General features: G+C 39.8%; 17 protein-coding genes and 1 pseudogene. 6 read left to right on the top strand and 12 right to left on the bottom strand.

Annotation, left to right across the window (positions count from 1 at the left end; genetic code table 11):
- Window positions 1–102 precede the first annotated feature (102 nt).
- Window positions 103–819, bottom strand: coding sequence for a tRNA (guanosine(46)-N7)-methyltransferase TrmB (trmB, locus tag F928_RS15925; RefSeq protein ID WP_002121537.1), 717 nt, complete (start codon window positions 817–819; stop codon window positions 103–105).
- 145 nt (window positions 820–964) lie between these two features.
- Between trmB and F928_RS15920 the strand changes: the two genes are divergently transcribed.
- Complete coding sequence (locus F928_RS15920) at window positions 965–3403, top strand: ExeM/NucH family extracellular endonuclease (protein ID WP_005076941.1); 2439 nt, start codon at window positions 965–967, stop codon at window positions 3401–3403.
- A 207-nt stretch (window positions 3404–3610) separates the two neighbouring features.
- Window positions 3611–4222 (top strand): glutathione binding-like protein, encoded by a 612-nt coding sequence (gstB, locus tag F928_RS15915; protein ID WP_002121577.1) that lies wholly within the window; start codon window positions 3611–3613, stop codon window positions 4220–4222.
- 60 nt (window positions 4223–4282) lie between these two features.
- Here gstB and F928_RS15910 read toward each other — a convergent pair whose 3' ends face one another.
- Together F928_RS15910 and ahpF are read right to left on the bottom strand one after the other, a co-directional pair.
- The gene (locus F928_RS15910; RefSeq protein WP_002121546.1) at window positions 4283–4627 is read right to left on the bottom strand and encodes a hypothetical protein; all 345 of its coding nucleotides are present in this window, start codon (window positions 4625–4627) and stop codon (window positions 4283–4285) included.
- A gap of 172 nt (window positions 4628–4799) precedes the next feature.
- Window positions 4800–6365 (bottom strand): alkyl hydroperoxide reductase subunit F, encoded by a 1566-nt coding sequence (gene ahpF / locus F928_RS15905; RefSeq protein WP_005076939.1) that lies wholly within the window; start codon window positions 6363–6365, stop codon window positions 4800–4802.
- Between the two features lie 256 nt (window positions 6366–6621).
- Between ahpF and F928_RS15900 the strand changes: the two genes are divergently transcribed.
- Together F928_RS15900 and mdmC are read left to right on the top strand one after the other, a co-directional pair.
- The gene (locus F928_RS15900; RefSeq protein WP_002119929.1) at window positions 6622–6840 is read left to right on the top strand and encodes a DUF1653 domain-containing protein; all 219 of its coding nucleotides are present in this window, start codon (window positions 6622–6624) and stop codon (window positions 6838–6840) included.
- A 45-nt stretch (window positions 6841–6885) separates the two neighbouring features.
- Window positions 6886–7473, top strand: a complete 588-nt coding sequence (gene mdmC / locus F928_RS15895) for an O-methyltransferase (protein WP_002119940.1) — start codon at window positions 6886–6888, stop codon at window positions 7471–7473.
- 65 nt (window positions 7474–7538) lie between these two features.
- Here the strand turns inward: mdmC and F928_RS15890 are convergent, their stop codons facing one another.
- Both F928_RS15890 and ahpC read right to left on the bottom strand, forming a co-directional pair.
- Window positions 7539–7754, bottom strand: a complete 216-nt coding sequence (locus F928_RS15890) for a KTSC domain-containing protein (RefSeq protein WP_005070287.1) — start codon at window positions 7752–7754, stop codon at window positions 7539–7541.
- 194 nt (window positions 7755–7948) lie between these two features.
- A complete protein-coding gene (gene ahpC, locus F928_RS15885; protein WP_003652649.1) occupies window positions 7949–8512 on the bottom strand; it encodes an alkyl hydroperoxide reductase subunit C in 564 nt (187 codons plus the stop codon).
- A gap of 352 nt (window positions 8513–8864) precedes the next feature.
- Between ahpC and hrpA the strand changes: the two genes are divergently transcribed.
- The gene (gene hrpA, locus F928_RS15880; RefSeq protein WP_005076937.1) at window positions 8865–12722 is read left to right on the top strand and encodes an ATP-dependent RNA helicase HrpA; all 3858 of its coding nucleotides are present in this window, start codon (window positions 8865–8867) and stop codon (window positions 12720–12722) included.
- A gap of 95 nt (window positions 12723–12817) precedes the next feature.
- On the top strand, window positions 12818–13924 hold the full coding sequence (gene fabH / locus F928_RS15875; RefSeq protein ID WP_005076935.1) for a beta-ketoacyl-ACP synthase III: 1107 nt from the start codon (window positions 12818–12820) through the stop codon (window positions 13922–13924).
- Between the two features lie 100 nt (window positions 13925–14024).
- Here the strand turns inward: fabH and F928_RS15870 are convergent, their stop codons facing one another.
- From F928_RS15870 to benA, 7 genes and pseudogenes are all read right to left on the bottom strand, one after another.
- A complete protein-coding gene (locus F928_RS15870; protein WP_005076934.1) occupies window positions 14025–15281 on the bottom strand; it encodes an OprD family outer membrane porin in 1257 nt (418 codons plus the stop codon).
- A 44-nt stretch (window positions 15282–15325) separates the two neighbouring features.
- Entirely contained in the window at window positions 15326–16684 is a 1359-nt protein-coding gene (gene benK, locus F928_RS15865; protein WP_005076932.1) for an aromatic acid/H+ symport family MFS transporter, read from the bottom strand.
- Between the two features lie 477 nt (window positions 16685–17161).
- A complete protein-coding gene (gene benE, locus F928_RS15860) occupies window positions 17162–18355 on the bottom strand; it encodes a benzoate/H(+) symporter BenE (protein ID WP_005076929.1) in 1194 nt (397 codons plus the stop codon).
- 57 nt (window positions 18356–18412) lie between these two features.
- Complete coding sequence (benD, locus tag F928_RS15855; protein ID WP_005076928.1) at window positions 18413–19198, bottom strand: 1,6-dihydroxycyclohexa-2,4-diene-1-carboxylate dehydrogenase; 786 nt, start codon at window positions 19196–19198, stop codon at window positions 18413–18415.
- Between the two features lie 18 nt (window positions 19199–19216).
- Complete coding sequence (benC, locus tag F928_RS15850; protein WP_005076926.1) at window positions 19217–20233, bottom strand: benzoate 1,2-dioxygenase electron transfer component BenC; 1017 nt, start codon at window positions 20231–20233, stop codon at window positions 19217–19219.
- Window positions 20234–20285: 52 nt separating this feature from the next.
- Window positions 20286–20805, bottom strand: a pseudogene (benB, locus tag F928_RS15845) (benzoate 1,2-dioxygenase small subunit).
- Window positions 20802–22184 (bottom strand): benzoate 1,2-dioxygenase large subunit, encoded by a 1383-nt coding sequence (gene benA, locus F928_RS15840; RefSeq protein WP_002119889.1) that lies wholly within the window; start codon window positions 22182–22184, stop codon window positions 20802–20804. Before benA ends, benB begins: the two are co-directional and overlap by 4 nt.
- Window positions 22185–22217: the final 33 nt, after the last annotated feature.

Here is a 22217-nt window from a genome sequence, read left to right as displayed (position 1 = left end):
TTTTTGGTCTTTATCTTAAGTTTTTAATTTATTCCAAAATATTAAGGGCATTAAATACTAGTATTTAATGCCCTCATTTATTTGATATTTAACAGCCAGTTTTTACTTAATCTTTTTAAAGATAAAGTCATTAATCTTATGACCTGACTCAATACCACGGCGTTCAAACTTAGTCACTGGGCGCCACTCTGGACGTGGATAGCTATTGCCTTTACCCGCCAAGTTTTCAAGGTCTGGACGGTTGTCTAAAATATCAAGCATCCATTCAGCATACGGTTCCCAGTCTGTTGCTGCGTGGAATGTACCACCCAGCTCAAGTTTCTGTTCAACCAATTGCATACGCTCGTGAATAACAAAACGACGTTTGAAATGACGTTTCTTTTGCCAAGGGTCTGGGAAGTAAAGTTGTACACAGTTAATACTGTTGTCTGGCATTTCACGTAAAACCTGAATCGCGTCTGCATCAAGTACACGTAAGTTTTTAAGTTCCGCCATACCTGCTTCATAAAGACACTGAGCAATACCAGGTACGTGAACTTCAATACCCACATAGTTGCGTTCAGGATTTGCTTTTGCCATAAGCACTAATGAACGACCCATACCAAAACCGATTTCAACAGTTAAAGGACGTTCTGGATGTTCGAAGTGCTGACGTAAGTCACCAACAGGATATTCCAAAATTAAATCGCGATGTTGTTCTAATGCCGTGCGTTGAGACGTATTAAGTGGTGCTGAACGACGCATAAACGTCACAATTTCACGGTGTTCAGGCAAATTGTCTAAGTCTGCAATTTGCGTTTCTAACTGATCGATCGACATAACCTTGGCAATATTGAAATTCAAATGCGGTATTTTAAGTCTTCATGTGGTCAAGTCAAATGTTTCGGTGTTTTTCTTCATGTAGATGTCATGTTCAATATTTAATCTAAGAATCTATATAAATTTCAAATGAACATATTTACTCATGAAAACTTTTCAATTACGCACACTTTCTGTGCTATTAGGGGCACTTGGTGCTTTTACATATAGTCCTTGGGCACAAGCACAGCTCATGTTTAGTCAATATGTTGACGGCAGTAGTAACCGCAAAGGTTTGGAAATTTATAATCCAGATGGGACTACTGTTAATTTAGCCGACTATGAAATTCAACAATTTAATAATGGCGGAACCGCAAAAACAGCGACTTTCCGTTTACAAGGGTCATTAACCAGTAAGCAAAAGTTTTTAGTAGGCCGTTCTGAGTTACAGGCTGAACTTGGTAGTAAGGTCAATCAGGTCGCTGCATTATCTTTTAATGGTGATGATGCCGTTGTGCTTGTGTACAAAGGTACACCTGTAGACCGTTTTGGGCGTATTGGTGAGCGACCGGAAGCTGGATGGGGAACAGCTGTTTCAAGCTTGGGAAATAGTTTTAAGCGTATTGAAACTGAGAACCCAGCTTTAAGTATTGATGCAACTGCAGCATTTGATTTGGACCGTTCATGGTCAGCTTGGACAAATCGAAATGACTTTTCAAATTTATCGGGTTCTACAACACAGCCTCCTGTTGAAACGATAAGTTGTTCAAGCTCCGATACACCAATTGCTGATTTATCAACCGCAGCACAAAACCAGACCTATACAGTGCGTGGTGTAATAACTGCTGACTATCGTTATGCCAATGGCTTCTCTGGTTTTTATGTTCAGACACCAGACACAAAAGCACGTGCAAATGTCAGTAATGCTATTTTTGTTTACATTCCAAATAGTAGTGCTGTAAAAGGTGGGCAAGTTGGTGATGAAGTTATTTTGCGTGGTCGCTTAACAACTTATCAAAACCAATTGCAATTAGATCAATTACAACAAGATATTCAAACTTGTAATAGCAATATGGCAAATCAGGTACAGCCGATTAGCGTTGAACTTCCATTTGCTAGTTTAACAGGTGGTTCAACCCATTCTCCGCAGCGTTATCAAGGTATGTTGGTCAAACTACCTCAGACTTTAACGGTAAGCGAGAATTACAATTATGGTCGCTATGGTGAATTATCTCTAAGCTTAGGGCGTTTATATATTCCGACTAATTTATATCCGGCGTTATCTCCTGAAGCTAAAGCCCTTGCTCAGAAAAATTTATTGTCGAAAATTATTTTTGATGACGGCTATAACAATCAAAACCGTACTCCGTGGTTACCGACAAATTTTAGCGCTGCCAATACGCTACGTTCGGGTTATCAACTTAAAAATGCTGAAGGGATTTTAGAATATCGTTTTAATGGTTGGCGTGTGCAACCAGTGCTTGGACGCAATCAACCTGAAGTAATTACTCAAACAAACCCGCGTCAAAATGTCATTACCAAAAATGCTAATCACATTCGTGTAGCTTCATTTAACGTTTTGAACTATGACAATGGTGCAACGGGTTTCCCAACGGAGCGCGGTGCAACGACACAAGCTGAGTTTGATAAACAGCATCGTAAAATTGTGAGTGCATTAAAAGCGATTGATGCAGATGTGTATGGTTTAATGGAAATTGCGAACAATGGTTATGGGCCTAACAGTGCAATTGCTTATTTAACGAGTGCACTAGGTCCAGACTGGAAATACGTCGTTCCTGAAAACTTAGACCGTTTAGGTGGTGATGCAATCGCAGTTGCTATTATTTATAACAGCAAGCGTGTTAAACCTTTAAATAAACCTGTCGTGCTTGATTTAGGCGACAAGAACCGAACAACATTGGCGCAAAGTTTCCAAGCCGTTCGTGGTAATAAAACCTTTACCGTTATTCCAAATCACTTGAAATCGAAAAGCTGTAGTGGGGTGGATGCTAGCTCTACTGATGCAGACCAAAAAGATGGTCAAGGTTGTTGGAACCCGACTCGCGTGAAAGCAGTAGATCAAATCGTGCAATGGTTAGCGAAAAATCCGACCCAAGTGCCTAAGCAAAATGCTTTACTTGTAGGGGATATGAACAGTTATGCAAAGGAAGAACCTATTTTGTCATTTGAAAAAGCAAACTACAAAGTTTTGCTGAACGACGCTAAGGTAGGGCAGGGTGCAGAGGCATATAGCTATGTGTTTGGTGTTGCGAGTGATACCAACGGAAATGGTGGAGCCGGTAACTTAGACCATGCAATTGCTGATGCAGCTCTATATCCAAAAGTAGTGAGAACCTTTGCATGGCATATCAATGCAGATGAGCCAACCGTTTTAGACTACAACGAAGAATATAAAACGGATGAGCAAAAGGCATTGTTCTATGGTGAAGATGCTTATCGTTCTTCGGATCATGATCCAGTAATTGTTGATCTGGATTTAAATGGTAAAGATTCAAGCCAGCCTGATGATGATAAGAAAAACGGTATTTTTGATTTCTTAACTGAATTAATGAATTGGATTAGCCAGCTTTTTAAACGTAATTAATGGAAAAATTGCGTGACGTAAATGTGTTTTATCATATTTTAAACAATCGTCACGCAAGACAACTTGCAAGGAATAAATTTTTCAAGAATATTAGATGGTGTAAGTATTTTATAAGTTTACGCTTTTTTACAATTAAAGAATTGTGCAAACCTTGCAGGTTTTCTAGAAGCAATTTAAAACGTTAATATGAGATAACAAGGATCAGATATGAAATTATATTATTCGCCAGGCGCATGTTCTTTAGCTGCACATATTATTTTAAATGAAATTAATGTTGATTTTGACTTGGAACGAGTAAATTTAAAAACACATAAAACAGAAAAAGGTGCAGATTATTACGAGATTAATCCAAAAGGATATGTACCAGCTTTAGAAATTAACCCTGGTTTAATGTTAACTGAGAACGTGGCGATTTTACCTTTCCTTGCTCAGCATGATCCTAAGCAGGATTTAATTCCTCCATCAGGGATGGGCCGTGCGAAAGTATTGGAATGGTTGGGTTATTTGAACTCTGAATTGCATGATGCTTATGCAGTTTTCTTTGGGGCACCTTTAACGAGCGATGAAAAAACCAAAGCTTATGCTGAAATCGACCGTCTTTTAAAATATATCGATAACTATTTGTCTGAATCTGATTACGATTATTTGGTAAATGATAATTTTGGTCCAGCAGATGCTTATCTATTTGTTTTAACAAATTGGTCAAACTCAATTGAGCATGACTTAACACCGTATAAGCACATTATTGCATTACGCAATAAAGTTGCAGAGCGTCAATCTGTACAAATTGCGATGCGTGATGAAGGCTTAATTTCATAAAAGATTTTAAGAGCCAAAAAAAGCCCCTAATCAATAGGGGCTTTTTTATACTAAAGACGATTAGTGTTGAGCGTCTTTTTTCACTTCAGCTGCGGTATTTTCAACAGCTTGAGCTGTATCAGCAGTCGCTTTACGTGCAGTCGCTTCTGTTTCAGCTGCAGCTTTAGCAGTCGCATCAGCAGCGTGATCGGTTGCAGCATCGATCTTCTCAGCAGCATTATCAGTTGCAGTTGCAATATCGTCAGCAGCTTTATCACCAGCAGATTTGATATCAGCACTTGCTTGTTGAGCAGCATTTTCTAAGTGTTCACCTGTAGTCGCACCAGTTTCTGGAGCTTTATCTTTATTACAACCAACAAGGGCAACAGTCGCAGCAAGACCTAAAGCAACAAGTAATTTATTCATTGTGTTTTTCCTTCTAATTCATGGCATCCAAATATGGATGTCTAAAATATAAACATAAAGTAAATGATTAATAAAGATCGAAAATTGTTAAAAAGTTGTAACTCTAGTATTAAAAAAGCCTAGCATTTTGTAATGCTAGGCTTGAAATAAATAATAATGATTTTGACCGATTTTACTGCCCAGAACGGATGATGTAATCAAACGCAGAGAGTGATGCTTTAGCGCCTTCACCTGTAGCAATAATGATTTGCTTGTAAGGTACAGTCGTACAGTCGCCCGCAGCAAATACACCTTGCACATTGGTTTCGTTGCGGTCATTCACAATGATCTCACCACGGTTGGTTAATTCAACTTCACTGTCTTTCAAGAAGTCAGTGTTTGGCAGTAAACCAATCTGTACAAAGATCCCTGCAAGCTCGACCACATGCTCTTCATCCGTCGCACGGTCTTTATATTTAAGACCAGTCACTTGTGATCCGTCACCTAACACTTCTGTACTTAAGGCATTCATAATCACCGTTGTGTTTGGCAAGCTATGCAATTTGTTTTGCAACACTTGGTCTGCACGAAGTTTGGTATCGAATTCAACCAGAGTTACATGCTCAACAATCCCCGCAAGATCAATTGCAGCTTCTACGCCTGAGTTACCACCACCAATCACAGCAACACGTTTACCTTTGAACAGTGGACCATCACAGTGTGGGCAGTACGCGACACCACGGGTACGGTATTCTTGCTCACCCGGTACATTCATCTCTCTCCAACGTGCACCTGTAGAAAGGATTACAGTTTTTGATTCAAGTTTTGCACCGTTTTCAAGTTCAACTGCAACCAGACCGTTTTCAGTTTGGTTTGCACCTGTGATTTTGCTGACACGTTGCAGGTTCATGATATCAACATCATATTCACGGACATGTGCTTCCATCTCGGCAGCAAACTTAGGACCTTGAGTCTTTTGCACAGAAGTGAAGTTTTCAATGTCCATGGTGTCCATCACCTGACCACCAAAACGTTCAGCCACGATACCGGTGTTAATGCCTTTACGTGCAGCATAAATTGCTGCTGTTGCACCCGCAGGTCCACCACCAATCACCAATACATCAAAAGCATCTTTGGCATTCAGTGCTGCCGCATCTTTTTCAGCTGAGTTGGTATCAAGTTTTGCCACAATCTCTTCAAGGGTCATACGACCTTGACCAATGTGCTCATTGTCCTGGAATACCATCGGTACTGCCATGATTTTGCGTTGTTCCACTTCGTCTTGGAAGAATGAACCGTCAATCATGGTTGCTGTAGTGTTCGGGTTATAAATCGCAATCAGGTTAAGCGCCTGTACCACGTCCGGACAGTTATGACAGCTAAGCGATACGAATACATCAAAGTTTGCTTTGAGGTTTAAACCTTTAATCTGGTTGAGCACTTCATCCGACACTTTAGGTGCATAGCCAGACACTTGTAACAGTGCCAGGATCAAAGACGTAAACTCATGACCCATTGGTAAGCCTGCGAAGAATACACGAGGTTGTTCACCTGCTTTAGCCACACCAAAGCTTGGACGACGTGTATTGTTACCATCAAAACGGGCAGTCACTTTGTCAGATAGTTCAGCGATTTCACTTACCAGCTCTTTAATTTGAGCCGCTTTATCTGATTCATCTAAAGCAGCAACTAATTCGATTGGACTTTCTAGACGTTCTAAGTAAGCTTTTAATTGAGTTTTAATGTTTTGATCTAACATCTGTTTTTACTCCAATGTATCCAAATTCTTTCAATAGATGCATAGTACGTGAAAACACAGAATAGGTAAAACAGTATGTTTTTATATATTTGATCGGTTTTTTGAATTATTGAATCTATTAATAAATAAGATCAATAATTTATCTCTATAATGTTCTTTTTTATGTTTTGTAATGTTTTAAAGTGAAAGTATTTAAAAATTTATATATGTTATATGGCTGTAAAGATTTTATGTCATAACATTAAAAGGTACTTTCATGTCATTGCAACGCGGCATTTATCAGCATTATAAAGGTAATCTCTATCAAGTTTTTTCTGTAGCAAAACACAGCGAGACTGAAGAAGAGTTAGTCGTTTATCAGTGTCTTTATGGTGACTATTCAACTTGGGTACGTCCGCTAGAGATGTTTACTGAAACGGTGCAAATGGCTGATGGAAGTATCGTGCCGCGTTTTAAGTTAATTCAAAGCACTTAACGCAAACGACTTTTATATAAAATAACGATTTTAAAGGGTGAATATATGCCAAATACTTTTTTCTTACAAAGAGTTGCCGATTTATATGACACCTTTAAACGACATGATGCGCAGCAGACAGATCGTTTGCTGCGGTATCGTAATATTGAGGCGGAGTCTGCAAAATTACTATCGCAATTTATTCGGATGCAGCAAGCCAAATCAATTTTAGAAATCGGTACTTCAACAGGTTATTCTACTTTATGGCTTGCCGAGGCGGCACAAGCTACTCATGGAAAAGTAACCACGCTTGAAATTGATGCCAATCGTAGTAATGAGGCTAAACGCCATGTGACTGAACTGGCATTAGATGAATTGGTTGATTTTTGGGTTGGAGATGCAGCCGATTACCTAAAAGAAACTCAGGAAACTTTCGATTTTATTTTGTTAGATGCTGAGCGTCCTGCTTATGAGAATTATTGGCCAGATTTAAAACGTTTAATGAAGCCAAAAGGTGGTGTACTCATTATTGATAATGTTATTTCACATGCGGCTGAAGTCAGTTCATTCTTAGCTTTAATTAAAAAAGATGAAAATTTTATGAGCAGTATTTTGCCGGTAGGCGCTGGTTTATGCATTGTAGTGGCAAGGTAAGCCATTTAAAAATCTGATTTATTCATTCATAAAGGCCTGTTCAAAGCAGGCCTTATTTCATTATGTTATGAAGCATTCACTAAAGATAGGCGAGTAAAGTGTAAGTCGAATTCTAAATATTTATGTACAAAAGCAGCTTTGTCTGTTGATCGTAATAAGTTGTCATAAATAAATTCTGGTACAGGATGATAAAGTTCACCTGAACCATCGCTATAAAATATTTTTAGATGACGTGAAGTCGCATTGTATTTCCATGAAGTGACTGCCACAGTATTCGCCATAAATTTTTCCCCTTTTATTTCATATTACTTAAGCTCAAAAAAAATCGGTTATTTATTCGACATTACTCAAACTTCGTGTAATGGGGAAGGACATAATTGTAAAAGTATCAGTAGAAAATGTGATGTGCTTATTCAAAACAAAAGAACCATCCGATGAGGGATGGTTCTTTGAGTTTTTAAAATCTAATAAGAGATTAGATTTTACCAACTAGGTCGATAGATGGAGCAAGAGTAGCTTCGCCTTCTTTCCATTTAGCTGGGCAAACTTCACCTGGGTGAGCGTGTACGTATTGAGCAGCTTTTACTTTACGAAGAAGTTCAGATGCGTCACGGCCGATACCACCAGCGTTGAGTTCAACGATTTGGATTTTACCTTCTGGATCGATAACGAAAGTACCACGGTCAGCTAAACCTTCAGATTCGATAAGAACGTCGAAGTTTTTAGAAAGAGTCCAAGTTGGGTCACCAACTAATGGATATTGGATTTTTTTGATTTCTTCAGAAGTGTCGTGCCAAGCTTTGTGAGTGAAGTGTGTATCAGTAGATACAGCATAAATTTCAACACCAAGTTTTTGGAATTCAGCGTAGTTGTCAGCTAAGTCACCAAGTTCAGTTGGGCAAACGAAAGTGAAGTCAGCTGGATAGAAGAATACAACAGACCATTTACCTTTAAGGTTAGTTTCGTTAACTTCAACAAATTGGCCGTTGTGGTAAGCAGTTGCTTGGAATGGTTTAACTTCAGTATTAATCAAGCTCATCATTGTCTCCATGATTGAGGTTTATATTTAAACTTGTTTACGAGATGTAGAATAAATAAAAATTCTTTATTGGGGAAATAGTATTTTTACATGACTAAAATCGGAAAATCGAATAAGTGATAAATTTACGATTTTTAAGTCCCCAAACACTGTATTCGATTTGACTGCAAAAACATGTAAATCAAATGACAGTTATCGTAAAAGAAACTTGCCTAACAACATGAAGTCTCGTTAGTCAAAATTCAAGGGTAAAATTTTAAAAAATTAAAAATATATAAAAAACCAACTGTTTTACCTTATGGTCATTAGAGCGTAAAATAGAGGATTGTTGTATTTTCAGGAAAATTTGTCTGTGCAGAATGATTTAAATATTGATCAGTGGGTGATGGCAAGAGATCGTTACCGTTTAAATCGTTTGCGTAAAGATAAAAAAGCCAATACAGCAGAGATTGAAAAATTATTTGAACAATCTAATGCCAAAGTAAGGCAGCGATTTGAACGTCTCCCTAAAATTAAACTGAATCAGGATTTACATGTTTCTCAATATGCAGACCGCTTAATTGATGCGATTCAAAAGCATCAGGTAATTATTGTGGCAGGTGAGACGGGTTCAGGTAAAACCACTCAGCTTCCTCAAATTGCAATGTTAGCGGGACGTGGCTTAACGGGAATGATTGGTCATACCCAACCACGTCGTTTAGCTGCACGTAGTGTTTCTCAACGTATTGCAGAAGAAGTCGGCGAAAAGCTTGGCGAGTCTATTGGTTTTAAAATCCGCTTTAATGAACAAGGTTCGCAGGACTCTATCGTACGGTTAATGACCGACGGTATTTTGCTTGCCGAGTTAGGTAATGACCGTTATTTGTCTAAATATGACACGATCATTATTGATGAAGCGCATGAGCGCTCACTCAATATCGATTTTATTATGGGCTATTTAAAGCAGTTACTGCCAAAACGCCCAGATCTAAAAGTTATCGTGACTTCGGCAACTTTAGATGTAAATCGCTTTAGTAATTACTTTAATGACGCACCTATTTTTGAAGTAGAAGGGCGTAGTTATCCTGTCGAAGTACTTTATCGCCCAATTTCAGAAATGAATATTGGCGGCAGTGATGACGATGAGTTTGATGATTTCGAAGAAAACCTTCCTCGTGCAGTTGTACAAGCCGTAGAAGAATGTTTTGCTGATGCGGAAGCAAAAGGTCACCCAGAACATGCCGATATTCTAATTTTCTCAAGCACAGAGCAAGAAATTCGAGAATTGCAGGAAACCTTGCAAAAGTACGGGCCAAGACATACCGAAATTTTACCTTTGTATGCGCGTTTAGCTGTTTCTGAACAACAGAAGATTTTTAGTCCGGGTGGTAAAGGCCGTCGTATTATTATTGCGACGAACGTGGCCGAAACTGCACTTACGGTTCCAAACATTCGTTATGTGATTGATAGTGGTTTTGCTCGTATATCACGTTATAACTACCGTTCACGTGTACAACGCTTACCAATTGAAGCAATTTCTCAAGCCGCAGCCAATCAGCGTAAAGGGCGTTGTGGCCGTATTGCTCCGGGTGTGTGTATCCGTTTATATAGCGAAGAAGACTTTTTCAGTCGTCCTGAATTTACCGAACCTGAAATTAAAAGAACCAACTTAGCATCTGTTATTTTGCAAATGCAGAGTTTAGGGTTAGGTGAGTTAGAAAACTTCGATTTTATTGAGCCGCCAGATTTCCGCCTTGTAAATGATGGTCGTAAGTTGCTGATTGAGTTAGGCGCACTTAACGAGAAGAAAAATGAGCTGACTAAAGTCGGGCAAATGATGGCACGTATGCCAATTGATCCACGTTTGGCACGTATGATCGTGGGTGGTGCTCATTTTGGCGTACTCAAAGAAATCTTAATTGTGGTAAGTGCTTTAGCTGTTCAGGACCCGCGTGAGCGTCCGGCCGACAAACAGATGCAAGCTGACCAAAAGCATGCTTTGTTTAAAGAAGCGGATTCAGATTTTCTATTTTATTTGAAGCTTTGGGATACTTTGAATCCTAAAGGCGAAGCAGGGATGTCTGAAAATAAACGCCGTCAATTTGCCAAGCAGCATTTCTTAAGCTGGTTGCGTTTACGTGAATGGAAACAGACACACCAGCAATTGGTTGAGTTAGCCGAAGGCTTAAAACTCAGTTTTAATGAAAAACCTGCGAATTATGAAAACTTGCATCGTGCATTGCTGACAGGTTTATTATCGTTTATTGCCAATAAAACTGATGAACGAAATACCTTTATGGCAGTGCGTCAGCAAAAGGCTAAAGTTTTCCCTGCGAGTACTTTGCATAAAACCAATACCTCTTGGGTGATGGCTTTTGAGATGGTCGAAACCTCTCAAGTGTACTTACGTACTTTAGCCAAAATTGACCCTGAATGGATTTTACTTGCTGCACGCGACTTGTTGAAATATCACTATTTCGAGCCGCATTGGTCTAAGAAAGCGGGAATCGTCAATGCGTATGCGCAAATTTCTTTATTTGGTTTAATTATTGAGCCAAAACGGTTAATTAATTTTGAAAAAGTTGATCAGCCTGCTGCTCATGAGATTTTCTTACGCGATGCATTAACTACTGGTAACTTGGGTACAGTTCCACCATTTTTAAAACACAATTTACTTAAGCTTGAAGAAGTAGAGCGAGTTGAAGATAAATTGCGTCGTCGTGATTTGGTGGTGGATGAAGAAACAATTTATCAGTTTTATGCGTCGAAAATTCCTGAGGAAATCGCGAGTCGCCGTAGCTTTGAAGACTGGCGTGCAACTGTAGAAGCAAATAATCCTCGTTATTTATTTATTGACGATGATGCGCTCTGGCTCAATGATCGGCCAACTACGCAGCAATTCCCAGATCATTTACACAATGGGCAGCTGCGTTTAGCAACCACATATCATTTTGACCCGAGCCATGACGAAGATGGTGCTACTGTTCAAATTCCTGTACAGGCGTTGCCTCAAGTCGATGAAAATATCTGGTCATGGGGAATTCCAGGTTGGCGCCAAGATTTAATTGAGGCTTTACTCAAAGCTTTACCTAAAGACAAGCGTCGTAATGTGGTGCCAATTCCTGATACAGCTCGTAAGCTCATGCAAGGGGTTGATGCAGTACATTTACGTGAACATATTTTTAGTTATTTAGCTTTTGTCTTACGTGGCGAGCAAATTACTGAAAAAGATTTCTCGTTTGAACGTATTGATCCATATTTGGTACCTTTCATTAAAGTGATTGATGAAAAAGGTAAGCTGATTGCGAAAGGGCGTGATTTACCTGAGTTAAAAGCACGTTGCCGAGTGGAAACACATCGTCCAGTTAAACAGCAAAAAGGCGAGTTTAAAGACTTTCCTGAAAACTTTACTTTTGAGGCTTCTCATAAAGTCACGGGCGTTGTAGTTAAACAATATCAGGCTTTAGTTCCGACCAAGGCTTTTGCTGACCTCGAAGCTAAAGATGAGTCAGGCATTGTTATTCAAACGTTTAATGATCAAGCTGAGGCGATTAAACAGCATCGCGAAGGGATTATTCGTCTGGTTCATATGCAACTTGGTGATTTGGTTCGCCAGTTGAAAAAGCAGATTTCAAAACCGCTCGCGTTGGCTTATTCTCCTTTGGGCGATAAAGCTAAGCTTGAGCAGATGTTAGTCTATGCAACCTTGCAAATGGCAATTACGACTTTGCCAATTAACGCTGACGAATTTAATAAGCTGCTAGATCAGGTCAAAAAACAATTTTTGGGTTATGGTCAGCAAGCACTTGAGCAATTAAGTGATATTTATATTCAGTGGCAACAAATTCGTCGTCAGCTTTTAGTACTTGATCCAGACGTATTTGGACGCAGTATTGATGATATTGAAGATCAGTTAGATTTAATGTCACTTGGCAATTTTGTTTACCGCCAACCAGTCGATCTTTGGCAGGAATACCCGCGTTATTTAAAAGCACTGCTATTGCGTTTAGATCGATTGCCAAATAATCTACAGCGAGATCATGCTGCAATTGACGATGTCGATCCATGGATGGACAAGGTATTTAAATTCAAAAACGATCCAAAAATCAAAGAATTGTATTTGATGTTGGAAGAATTCCGCATTTCTTTATTTTCTCAACCGATGAAAACCAAGATGCCTATTTCGCCAACTCGACTGCAAAAGTTATGGGATCGTTTGGGAATCAGTTAAGATAGATCGGGGTCTGTTTATGTTGTTGTTTAGCCTACAACGCAATTTATAAATGAAAGATTAACAGACCCTATTCATTTTTTTAGGAGTTTTACATGGGCATTCGTATCACAGGTACTGGGTTATTTCACCCAACAGAAATCATTTCTAATGAAGAACTGGCCGACAGTTTAAATGCTTATGTGGAACAATATAACCAAGAGAATGCAGAGAAAATTGCAGCAGGTGAACTCGAAGAATTACGTGGTTCTAGTGCTGAATTTATTGAAAAAGCGTCTGGTATTAAGCGCCGTTACGTGATTGAAAAGTCGGGTATTCTCGATCCAACACGTTTACGTCCTCGTTTGTCTGAACGTTCAAATGACGAACTTTCACTTCAAGCAGAGTGGGGCGTTATTGCTGCGAAACAAGCAATGGAAAATGCAGGCGTAACTGCTGAAGATATCGATGTTGTAATTTTGGCATGTTCAAACATGCAGCGTGCTTATCCAGCAGTTGCGATTGAAATTCAGTCGGCACTTGGTATTCAAGGTTATGCCTACGATATGAACGTTGCATGTTCAGCTGCCACTTTTGGTTTGAAACAAGCGGCAGATGCAATTCGTTCAGGCGCTCGTCGTGTTTTATTGGTGAACGTTGAGATTACATCGGGTCACTTAGATTACCGTAATCGTGATTGTCACTTCATTTTTGGTGATGTTGCAACGGCTTCTATTATTGAAGAAACCACTACTAAAACTGGTTTTGAAATTTTAGATATTCATTTATTTACTCAATTTTCAAACAACATTCGCAATAACTTTGGTTTCTTAAACCGTAGTGAAGATGCAGTTGTTGACGACAAGCTATTCCGTCAAGATGGCCGCAAGGTATTTAAAGATGTTTGTCCGCTTGTAGCAAAAATTATTAATGCGCAGTTGGAAAAAATGCAGTTAACTGCAAACGATATTAAGCGTTTCTGGTTACATCAAGCCAATGCCAACATGAATGAATTAATCTTGAAATATGTGGCTGGTAAAGAGGCTGATTTAAGCCGTGCACCCATTATTCTAGATGAGTTCGCCAATACCTCTTCAGCAGGTGTGATTATTGCTTTACACCGTACAGGCCACGAAGTAGATGATGGCGAATATGGCGTGATTTCATCTTTCGGCGCTGGTTATTCAGTAGGTTCGATTGTTGTTCAAAAGCACGCTGCTTAAGTTACTAAATTAATTAAAAACGCTCGTAAGAGCGTTTTTTTATGAGTCAAAAATAATAGAGCGGACTAAAATTAGCCCGCTTGAATTGAATCAAAAATGATTAAAACTTTTTGGTGTAGTTTACAAATAGACGATCTTCACCAAAGTCATTACCATGTTTAACGTTGTAATCAATACGAATGTATTGCAGGGCAACCCCCTTTAAGAATGGCTGTTGAAACGCATAGTTTAAAATTACATTTGACTCAGTTTCATGATTTTTTTCGCCTTTGGCTGCTTTAAAATCATGACCGTAAACGTATTTCACCATTGCATTTAAGCCCGGTACATAGTCTTTAAAGTCATAGCCATACATGACATGGTAAGACTTTTCGTCTTCTTTAAAGAAACCCGTTGCATTCCAGTTAATGAAATAAGTCTCTGGTAAGAAACCATCCGGTAATGGATAAGCCGACTCACCCATAATTTGTTGGTAACCCAAACCAAAGGTATGGTTCTTTACTTTAAGTGTTTCTAACGCCCCAATGTTTTGCGCATCAATATCAAAGGTATTGCCGTCATCTTTTGCATTGAAGTACTTAAACTTGGAAGTAAGAGCGAAATTAGGTTGTTTCCAATTATGCTCAAGCCCTACATAGTGTTTGTTGTAGAGGTCTTCCAAATTACCAAAGTAATATTCACCCTTAAGTGACGGCGTGAATTGATAGCGCAAGTCAATATAATTTAAACCATCAGATTCTTTGGTAATTCCATTTGCCGTGAACGAAAACTTTTTAAAATCTTCTTCATTACGTGGAGAGACTTTTTCCACTCGGCCAATTTCTGCATAAAGCTGATCTGAAAGTTGCGACTTAAGATTGGTTCCCCAATAAGAGGCAAGTAATTGTCGGCTCGCATCAACAGCCGTTACAGGCAGGTCTAACCAAAGCTCACCGACACTTAAAAGAGTTTTGTCATATCCTAGTTTTAAAGTTGCACCGTATTTTAAGAAGTCGGATGCTTGTGACTGAGTTTCTTTATTAAAAGGCAAAACTGTGTCAGCAACATGTTTGTCTGAACTTAAGCGCACGGCGTATTGAACGGAAGCATCTGCACCAATTGTAATGGGCTTATCTGCAATTTGCAGAGGGGTGTCATGCATTTTCGATTTATAAAATAATGATGCTGCCTGAGACCAACTGCCAGTATCTTTGAGTGCATCATTATCAAAATTACGATTGATATAGGCATTCTTTAGCGTGAACTTCCATTCATCTTCGGGCTGCTGATTTGGATTTGCAGCGAATGAATTGCCACACATCAATACTAAGCTCGCGAAAGTTAAAGCACATGGCTTAAAGCGGTGTAATAATTCCATAATCCATTTCCAAAAAGATGCGCCAGTCCTCGGCGCATTTATGTTTACTGCTGGGTAAGCGTGTTTTGAGGGTTAAAAGTTGATGGTGTTTGTGCAGCAACAGAGGCTTTGAGATTGACCATAAATATTGCAAATGCAGCAATCACACCCGGAATTGCAATCGCTAAGAAATTCATTTGGTGAGGAAGCTCAAGTGTGAGTAGCGCTCCGGTTAAAACTGGTCCGATAATCGCGCCAATACGACCAATTCCAGATGCCCAGCCCATGCCAGTTGAACGAAGTGCTGTTGGATAGAACTGTGCCACGAAAGTGTAGAGTAAGATTTGTGAACCAATTGTGGCAGCGCCAGCAATCGCAATCAGGCTATATAAAATAAATTGTGGACTATTAATGCCAAGCAGAATTAAAGCTGCTGATCCCACAATAAACATGATCGTAATAACAGGTTTTAAATGGAATCTGTCTGCTAAAGCACCGCCACCAATTGCACCGACCATGCCGCCAATATTGAGTGCAAAGAGAAATAACATGCTTGCACCTAATGAGTAGCCCGCTTGTAGCATGAGTTTAGGTAACCAGCTTCCTAAGGCATACACCATGAGTAAGCACATAAAGAAAGCAATCCAGAACATAAATGTGCTGAAGGTACGACCTTGCTGGAAAAGCGCACGGACAGGGGCATCGGTTGTGGTGCTTTCATTTAACACCAGTTGAGTATTGGCGTTTACCTGAGTTTGAGGCGCAATTTTACTAACAATACCTTTCGCCTGCTCGCTATGGTTTGATTTCACTAAAAAGGCGAGAGATTCTGGCAAAAATTTCCAGATGAGCGGAAGCAGTAATAGGGGAATACCCGCAATTAAAAACATGATTTGCCAGCCCATGTCTTTCACGAGCCATGCACCGAGTAGAGCAGATGTCATACCACCAATTGCATAGCCACTAAACATAATTGCAACTAAGGTACTGCGGATTTTTTTGGGTGCATATTCGGTCATAAGTGCTACAACGTTTGGCATAACGCCACCAATCCCAAGACCTGCAATAAAGCGCAAAATAGCAAACTCAGTTGGTCCTTTGGCAAAGGCACCTATAAAGGTAAATCCACTAAATAAGGTGACACAAATCAGAATGGTTTTTTTACGTCCTAGTCTGTCTGAAAGCGTGCCGAAAATCATGGCACCAAACATCATACCGAATAAAGCAGCACTGGCGAGTAAACCAGCTTCTACCGCAGTTAATGACCATTGTTGCATTAACAGAGGAAGAGCAACCCCATAAATAACTAAATCATATCCATCAAAAATAATAATAAGTAAGCACCAGATTAAAACTTTCCAATGGAAAGATGTAAAACTGGCTTTATCAATTAACTCATTAATATTAACCTTGCTCGTATCCATTTTCTTCACCTCCAATTTGTGAAGCATCGCGTTATTTTTTAATAAACTATTTTGTTATTGGATTAGAGTCAAAAACCTAATTGATATATCTTTATGTCTTTAAGGTATTGTACTTTTATTGATTTAATTATTTGAAAAATATATATTTATTTTTATTGTTTTAGCTAAATTTGTTGTGTCTTTAAAATAGGGTTAAATATTGTATTGTGAGAATTTTAAGGATTTTATAGATGTTTTTTTATTAATTTTATTGATTGGAATCACAGTTAAAAATATCGTTAAATTTATATTATGAATTGAAGTGAAAATATAAAAACAAAATACTAAAGTCTATTATTTAATTATTTTAGAGATTAATCTTGGAAATTAAATTTAATCTATATTTAATAAAAATCACCAAGTCAGAATTAGCAAATTATTTGCATCCTGATTTGGCGATTGAGGCTTTATTTTAGTGGCGGGCGCTTAGATAAAAAATTAATTTGTGGCTGGAGTTGAGCGTGGTGTGAGAATGAAATGTGCGATTACACCAATACAAATTCCCCAAAAAACTGAGCTTAATCCAAGAAAATGCATGCCTGATGCTGTGGCTAAAAAGGTAATAAGTGCAGCATCGCGTTGATTGTCATTCTTCATGGCAACAGAAATATTGGTGGCAATAGCACCTAGCAAAGCTAAACCTGCCAGTGCTGCCACCAACTCTTTAGGAAGTAAGCTAAATAGCATGACAATACTGCCAGCAAATAAGCCTCCTAAAATATAAAAAATTCCATTGGCAATTCCTGTGATATAGCGTTTTTCTTTCAGTTCATGTGCATCTTTGCCCATACATAAAGCGGCGGTAATTGAGGCAAGCACAATGGTAATACCGCCGACGCAGGCAACAGCTAAAGAGGCAATACTGGTGACAGTAATAATGGGTTTGGCTGGGGTGTCGTAACCGCTGAGTTTCATAATCGCCATACCCGGTAAAAATTGGCCGGTTAGACTGACTAAAATGAGAGGAATAGCTAGGTTGAGTGTTGTGTTCCATGTCCATTCTGGGCTAATCCACTGTGGAATAGCTAAACTAAAACTCACATCAACCGGATTCATTTTGCCTAAAATGAGGCTTAATAAAACTCCTGCAGCTAACACCCAAATCATGGTGTAGCGCGGCATTAAACGTTTGGCAATTAAAAAGACAATAAGCATGCTAAAGACAATAAAAGGCATGCTATCAGACGCGGTAAATAGGCCAATACCGAATTGAAAAAGAATACCCGCCATCATGCCCGCAGCGACGTCTTGTGGAATCCACTTCAGTAACTTGTCGAAGTAACCTGTAACACCAATTAAAAAAATAACAATGGCAGAAGTAATATAGGCGGCTACTGCTTCATTCAACGAGACGTTTGGAAATAGAGTAACTAACAGGGCTGTACCTGGTGCTGACCATGCGGTTATGACAGGCGTTTTATATTTAATCGAAAGATAAATACCTGAAACAGCGGCACCAATTGAGATTCCCCAAATCCATGACACCATCATGTCGGTGGATACATGGGCACGCTGAGCAGCTTGGAAAAAAATAATCAGTGGGCCTGAGTAAGAAATTAAAACTGCAAGAAAGCCCGCAACTGTTGCTGATATGGACCAGTCATTTTTTAATGTCTTGAACAGGGTTGCCATGTGTGATTGCCTCCATGCAAATCATATTATTTACCCAAATATATAAAAAGATCAGGGTTAACCCTGATCTCCACCTCCGACTGGAATAACCGATCCGGTCATATACGATGCGTCGTCTGATGCAAGAAATAAAATTGCATTGACTTGTTCTTGAATTGTGCCATAACGGCCCATAAATGTTCGATCTATGGTTTGATCAACCACTTGCTGCATCCAGTCTTTTTCATTTTGACTTAATGGGGTGGCGTTTCGCGGTACTTTGCGAAATGGTGCTTCGGTTCCACCCGTCGCAACAGCATTGACTCGAATTCCATCTTTAGCATGTTCAAAAGCAAGCGATGCCGTTAAAGCATTTACTCCACCTTTAGATGCCGAGTAGGGAATACGATTAATAGCACGGGTTGCAATTGAAGAGACATTTACAATAACACCCGCTTGTTGCTTAATCATGGCGGGTAGCACAGCGCGGCAGCACCATAATGTTGGAAACAATGAGCGATTTACTTCCTTAGTGATCTCTTCTTCGGAAAACTCTTCAAAAGGTTTCATCCAGATCGCACCACCCACATTATTGATCAGGATATCTACCCGACCATAGTGTTCAATGGCTTTTGCAACAACCGCTTGCGCGCCTGCATAGGTTTCAAGATCAGCATTAATCGTAACAGCATCGCCACCTGTACTCTGAATTTCTTTGAGAACGTCTTCAACATATTCAGAGCGGTCAGCCATGATGACTTGTCCGCCTTCAGCTGCAACTTGTAGTGCCACGCCACGACCAATACCTTGAGCACTACCCGTAACAATCACAACCTTATCGGTAAATCTTTGACGGTTTGACATAGATAATTTCTCCACCTGTTAATTCGCAGAGAATTTTTCAAACAAGAAATTAGCAGGTTTGATATTTTCAGTTTCTAACCAGCCGCGTACAGCCTCTACCATTGGCACTGGACCACATAGATAAACATCGACATCGCCACCGTTTAACCATTCACTTTCAATATGACAAGTGACATAGCCTTTGCGTTCATGGTTACTCTCAGGACTTGCGACCACAGTTCGATATTCAAACCATGGGAATTTCGCCTGCAACTCATTGAGTTTCTCTAAAGCAACCAAATCAAAGTCATTGGTGACGCCAAAGACTAAGCGAACAGGTTGTTCGGAGCCTTTTTCCTCAAGCACTTGTAACATCGACATAAATGGGGCAATACCAGTACCGCCTGCAAGCATCAACACTGGACGCGCTACATTACGTAAATAGAAGCTGCCGAATGGACCGGTAAATGTCATTTTGTCGCCAGCTTGAGCATTTTTGCTTAAGAATTCACTCATTTTGCCATTTGGTACATTACGGACCACAAATCCCGTTAAGCGGTTGCCCGGTTTTGAGCTAAATGAATATGAACGGGTTTCGCCAGTTTCTGGAATTGCAACGTTAACGTATTGGCCTGCAAGGAAATGAATATCCGGTTGGCCTTCATCAAGTTGAATGTCAAAAGTGATGGTTGAGTCTGATAAGTTTTCAACGCGGGCTAATGTACCTTGGAAGCTATGAATTTCTGTTTTGCAAACATCTGACGACGCTTGAATTTGGAATACCGCATCGGAAGTTGGTCGACATTGGCAAGCAAGAATATAGCCTTGCTCAGCTTCTTCTGGAGTTAATGCATCTTCAATATAGGTTTCTTCTGGCATGTCATAACTACCGGACTCGCAAAATGCGCGGCAAGTTCCACATGCACCATCACGGCAATCCAAAGGAATATTAATTTTTTGGCGATAGGCTGCGTCAGATAGGGTTTCGCCTTGAGCTACGTTAATGAAACGTGTAACACCATCTTCAAATTGAAGTGCGATATTGTGGTTTGACATGGCATGTATCCTACAAAATATTTGAAACTTTTACCCTCAGCCAACAGTCCGTTTAACTGAGGGGGTATGTCTTAAAGGTGGTAGATATCAATGACTTGATTGATGTAGTCATTTTTCAAAACGACATACTTGCTCAAGATTTTTGGTTGATCACCTGAAAAATCGATCACATAACGTGACATACCGAAATAGCTATAATTTGTCTTGTAACGGAAACTCAAGGTATTCCAGTTAAAGCGAACAGTAACTTTGTCGCCGTCGCGCTCAACCACTTCAACGTTGGCAATATTGTGGCTTGTGCGTGTGTCCGGCATGGTTGCAGATGAGCGCTCGGTTTTAATACGGAACACACGATCTTCTAAACCTTGACGGTCTGGATAATAAATAAGTGAAATTTCAGATTGTGGATCTTCAGTTAATCTATCGTCGTCGTCCCAAGCTGGCATCCAGAAAGAAGCTTCTGGTGCATAGCATTCAAGCCAGTCATCCCATTGTTCATCATCTAAAAAGCGAGCTTCACGATAGAGAAACTGAGCAATATTTTCTAAAGTTGCTTTGTCTTGAGCACTCATGCTGTTTCTCCCTGATCAGCAATTTCTTTCTCTGATGCAATCGCATGTTTCATGGTGTGTAACCAATATTGATGTTGGGCAAGATACAGGCCTTCATCTTCAGTTTTGATCCCACTTAACATGGGTTTTAAACCAATTTCATTTGCTGCATCGTCTGGTCCATAAATCCAGTGTTTTGAACCACGGCACATATCATTCCACTCAAGTGCAATCCCTGCGTAGCCTGCCTGACAAGCACGAAATTCTTCTAAATCGTCTGGTGTTGCCATGCCTGATGCATTAAAGAAATCTTCATATTGACGAATACGACGTGCACGAGCTTCAGGTGCTTCGCCTTTAGGCGCGATACAGTAAATGGTGACTTCGGTTCTATTAACCGAAAGTGGGCGAAGTACACGAATTTGCGAACCAAACTGATCCATCAAATAAACGTTTGGATAGAGACAAAGATTACGTGAACGCTCAATCATCCATTTCGACATCGCTTCGCCGTATTTTTCGGTGTATTCGTCTGCTTTCGGGAAGTTTGGACGGTCTTCTGGGTTTGCCCATTGTGTCCAAAGCAACATGTGGCCATTTTCAAAGCCATACGAGCCACCGCCTTGTTTACCCCAAGAACCTGCACTCATCGCACGGATGTTATCGGCAGCTTGAGTTTCTTTACGGTGTTGAGTCGTTGCTGCGTAGTTCCAGTGCACAGCAGAAACGTGGTAACCATCGGCACCATTTTCAGCGGTGAGTTTCCAGTTACCTTCGTAGGTATAGGTAGATGAACCACGTAAAACTTCTAAACCATGTTCAGACTGGTCAACAATCATGTCGATGATTTTGGTGGTTTCACCCAAGAATTCTTCAAGTGAAGGAACATCGGGATTTAAGCTACCAAATAAGAAACCTTTGTAACTCTCAAAACGCGCCACTTTTTTAAGGTCGTGTGAGCCATCTTGGTTAAAACAGTCAGAATAGCCTGCTTCACTTGGATCTTTAACCTTAAGCAATTTACCTGAGTTGTTAAACGTCCAGCCGTGGAAAGGGCAAGTATACGTTGCTTTATTACCACGCTTGTAACGGCAAAGTTGTGCTCCGCGGTGTGAACATGCATTGATCATGGCATTGAGTTCGCCGTTACGGTTACGTGCAATAATGACAGGCTGACGACCAATGTAAGTGGTGTAGTAGTCATTATTGTTTGGAATTTGGCTTTCGTGCGCTAAGTAAACCCAATTGCCTTCGAAGATATATTTCATTTCGAGGTCAAAAAGAGCTTCGTCAGTAAACACTGAGCGATGAAGTTTAAATTCACCTGTATCGATGTTATCGACAAGTAATTCATCAATACGGTCAAGATGGCTAGTATTGATTACAGGAATACGTGGCATGTCCGTTCTCCGACTTTCCAAAAGTGTGGAAGT

Source organism: Acinetobacter pittii ATCC 19004 = CIP 70.29 (genome assembly GCF_000369045.1).
Lineage (GTDB): Bacteria > Pseudomonadota > Gammaproteobacteria > Pseudomonadales > Moraxellaceae > Acinetobacter > Acinetobacter pittii.
Note: the sequence above shows the minus strand (reverse complement) of the source record. Positions and strands in the feature narration are given on the sequence as shown.

Coding starts and splice junctions, on each gene's coding strand:
- trmB (WP_002121537.1), bottom strand. CDS start 819: ATGTCGATCGATCAGTTAGAAACGCAAATTGCAGACTTAGACAATTTG.
- F928_RS15920 (WP_005076941.1), top strand. CDS start 965: ATGAAAACTTTTCAATTACGCACACTTTCTGTGCTATTAGGGGCACTT.
- gstB (WP_002121577.1), top strand. CDS start 3,611: ATGAAATTATATTATTCGCCAGGCGCATGTTCTTTAGCTGCACATATT.
- F928_RS15910 (WP_002121546.1), bottom strand. CDS start 4,627: ATGAATAAATTACTTGTTGCTTTAGGTCTTGCTGCGACTGTTGCCCTT.
- ahpF (WP_005076939.1), bottom strand. CDS start 6,365: ATGTTAGATCAAAACATTAAAACTCAATTAAAAGCTTACTTAGAACGT.
- F928_RS15900 (WP_002119929.1), top strand. CDS start 6,622: ATGTCATTGCAACGCGGCATTTATCAGCATTATAAAGGTAATCTCTAT.
- mdmC (WP_002119940.1), top strand. CDS start 6,886: ATGCCAAATACTTTTTTCTTACAAAGAGTTGCCGATTTATATGACACC.
- F928_RS15890 (WP_005070287.1), bottom strand. CDS start 7,754: ATGGCGAATACTGTGGCAGTCACTTCATGGAAATACAATGCGACTTCA.
- ahpC (WP_003652649.1), bottom strand. CDS start 8,512: ATGAGCTTGATTAATACTGAAGTTAAACCATTCCAAGCAACTGCTTAC.
- fabH (WP_005076935.1), top strand. CDS start 12,818: ATGGGCATTCGTATCACAGGTACTGGGTTATTTCACCCAACAGAAATC.
- F928_RS15870 (WP_005076934.1), bottom strand. CDS start 15,281: ATGGAATTATTACACCGCTTTAAGCCATGTGCTTTAACTTTCGCGAGC.
- benK (WP_005076932.1), bottom strand. CDS start 16,684: ATGGATACGAGCAAGGTTAATATTAATGAGTTAATTGATAAAGCCAGT.
- benE (WP_005076929.1), bottom strand. CDS start 18,355: ATGGCAACCCTGTTCAAGACATTAAAAAATGACTGGTCCATATCAGCA.
- benD (WP_005076928.1), bottom strand. CDS start 19,198: ATGTCAAACCGTCAAAGATTTACCGATAAGGTTGTGATTGTTACGGGT.
- benC (WP_005076926.1), bottom strand. CDS start 20,233: ATGTCAAACCACAATATCGCACTTCAATTTGAAGATGGTGTTACACGT.
- benA (WP_002119889.1), bottom strand. CDS start 22,184: ATGCCACGTATTCCTGTAATCAATACTAGCCATCTTGACCGTATTGAT.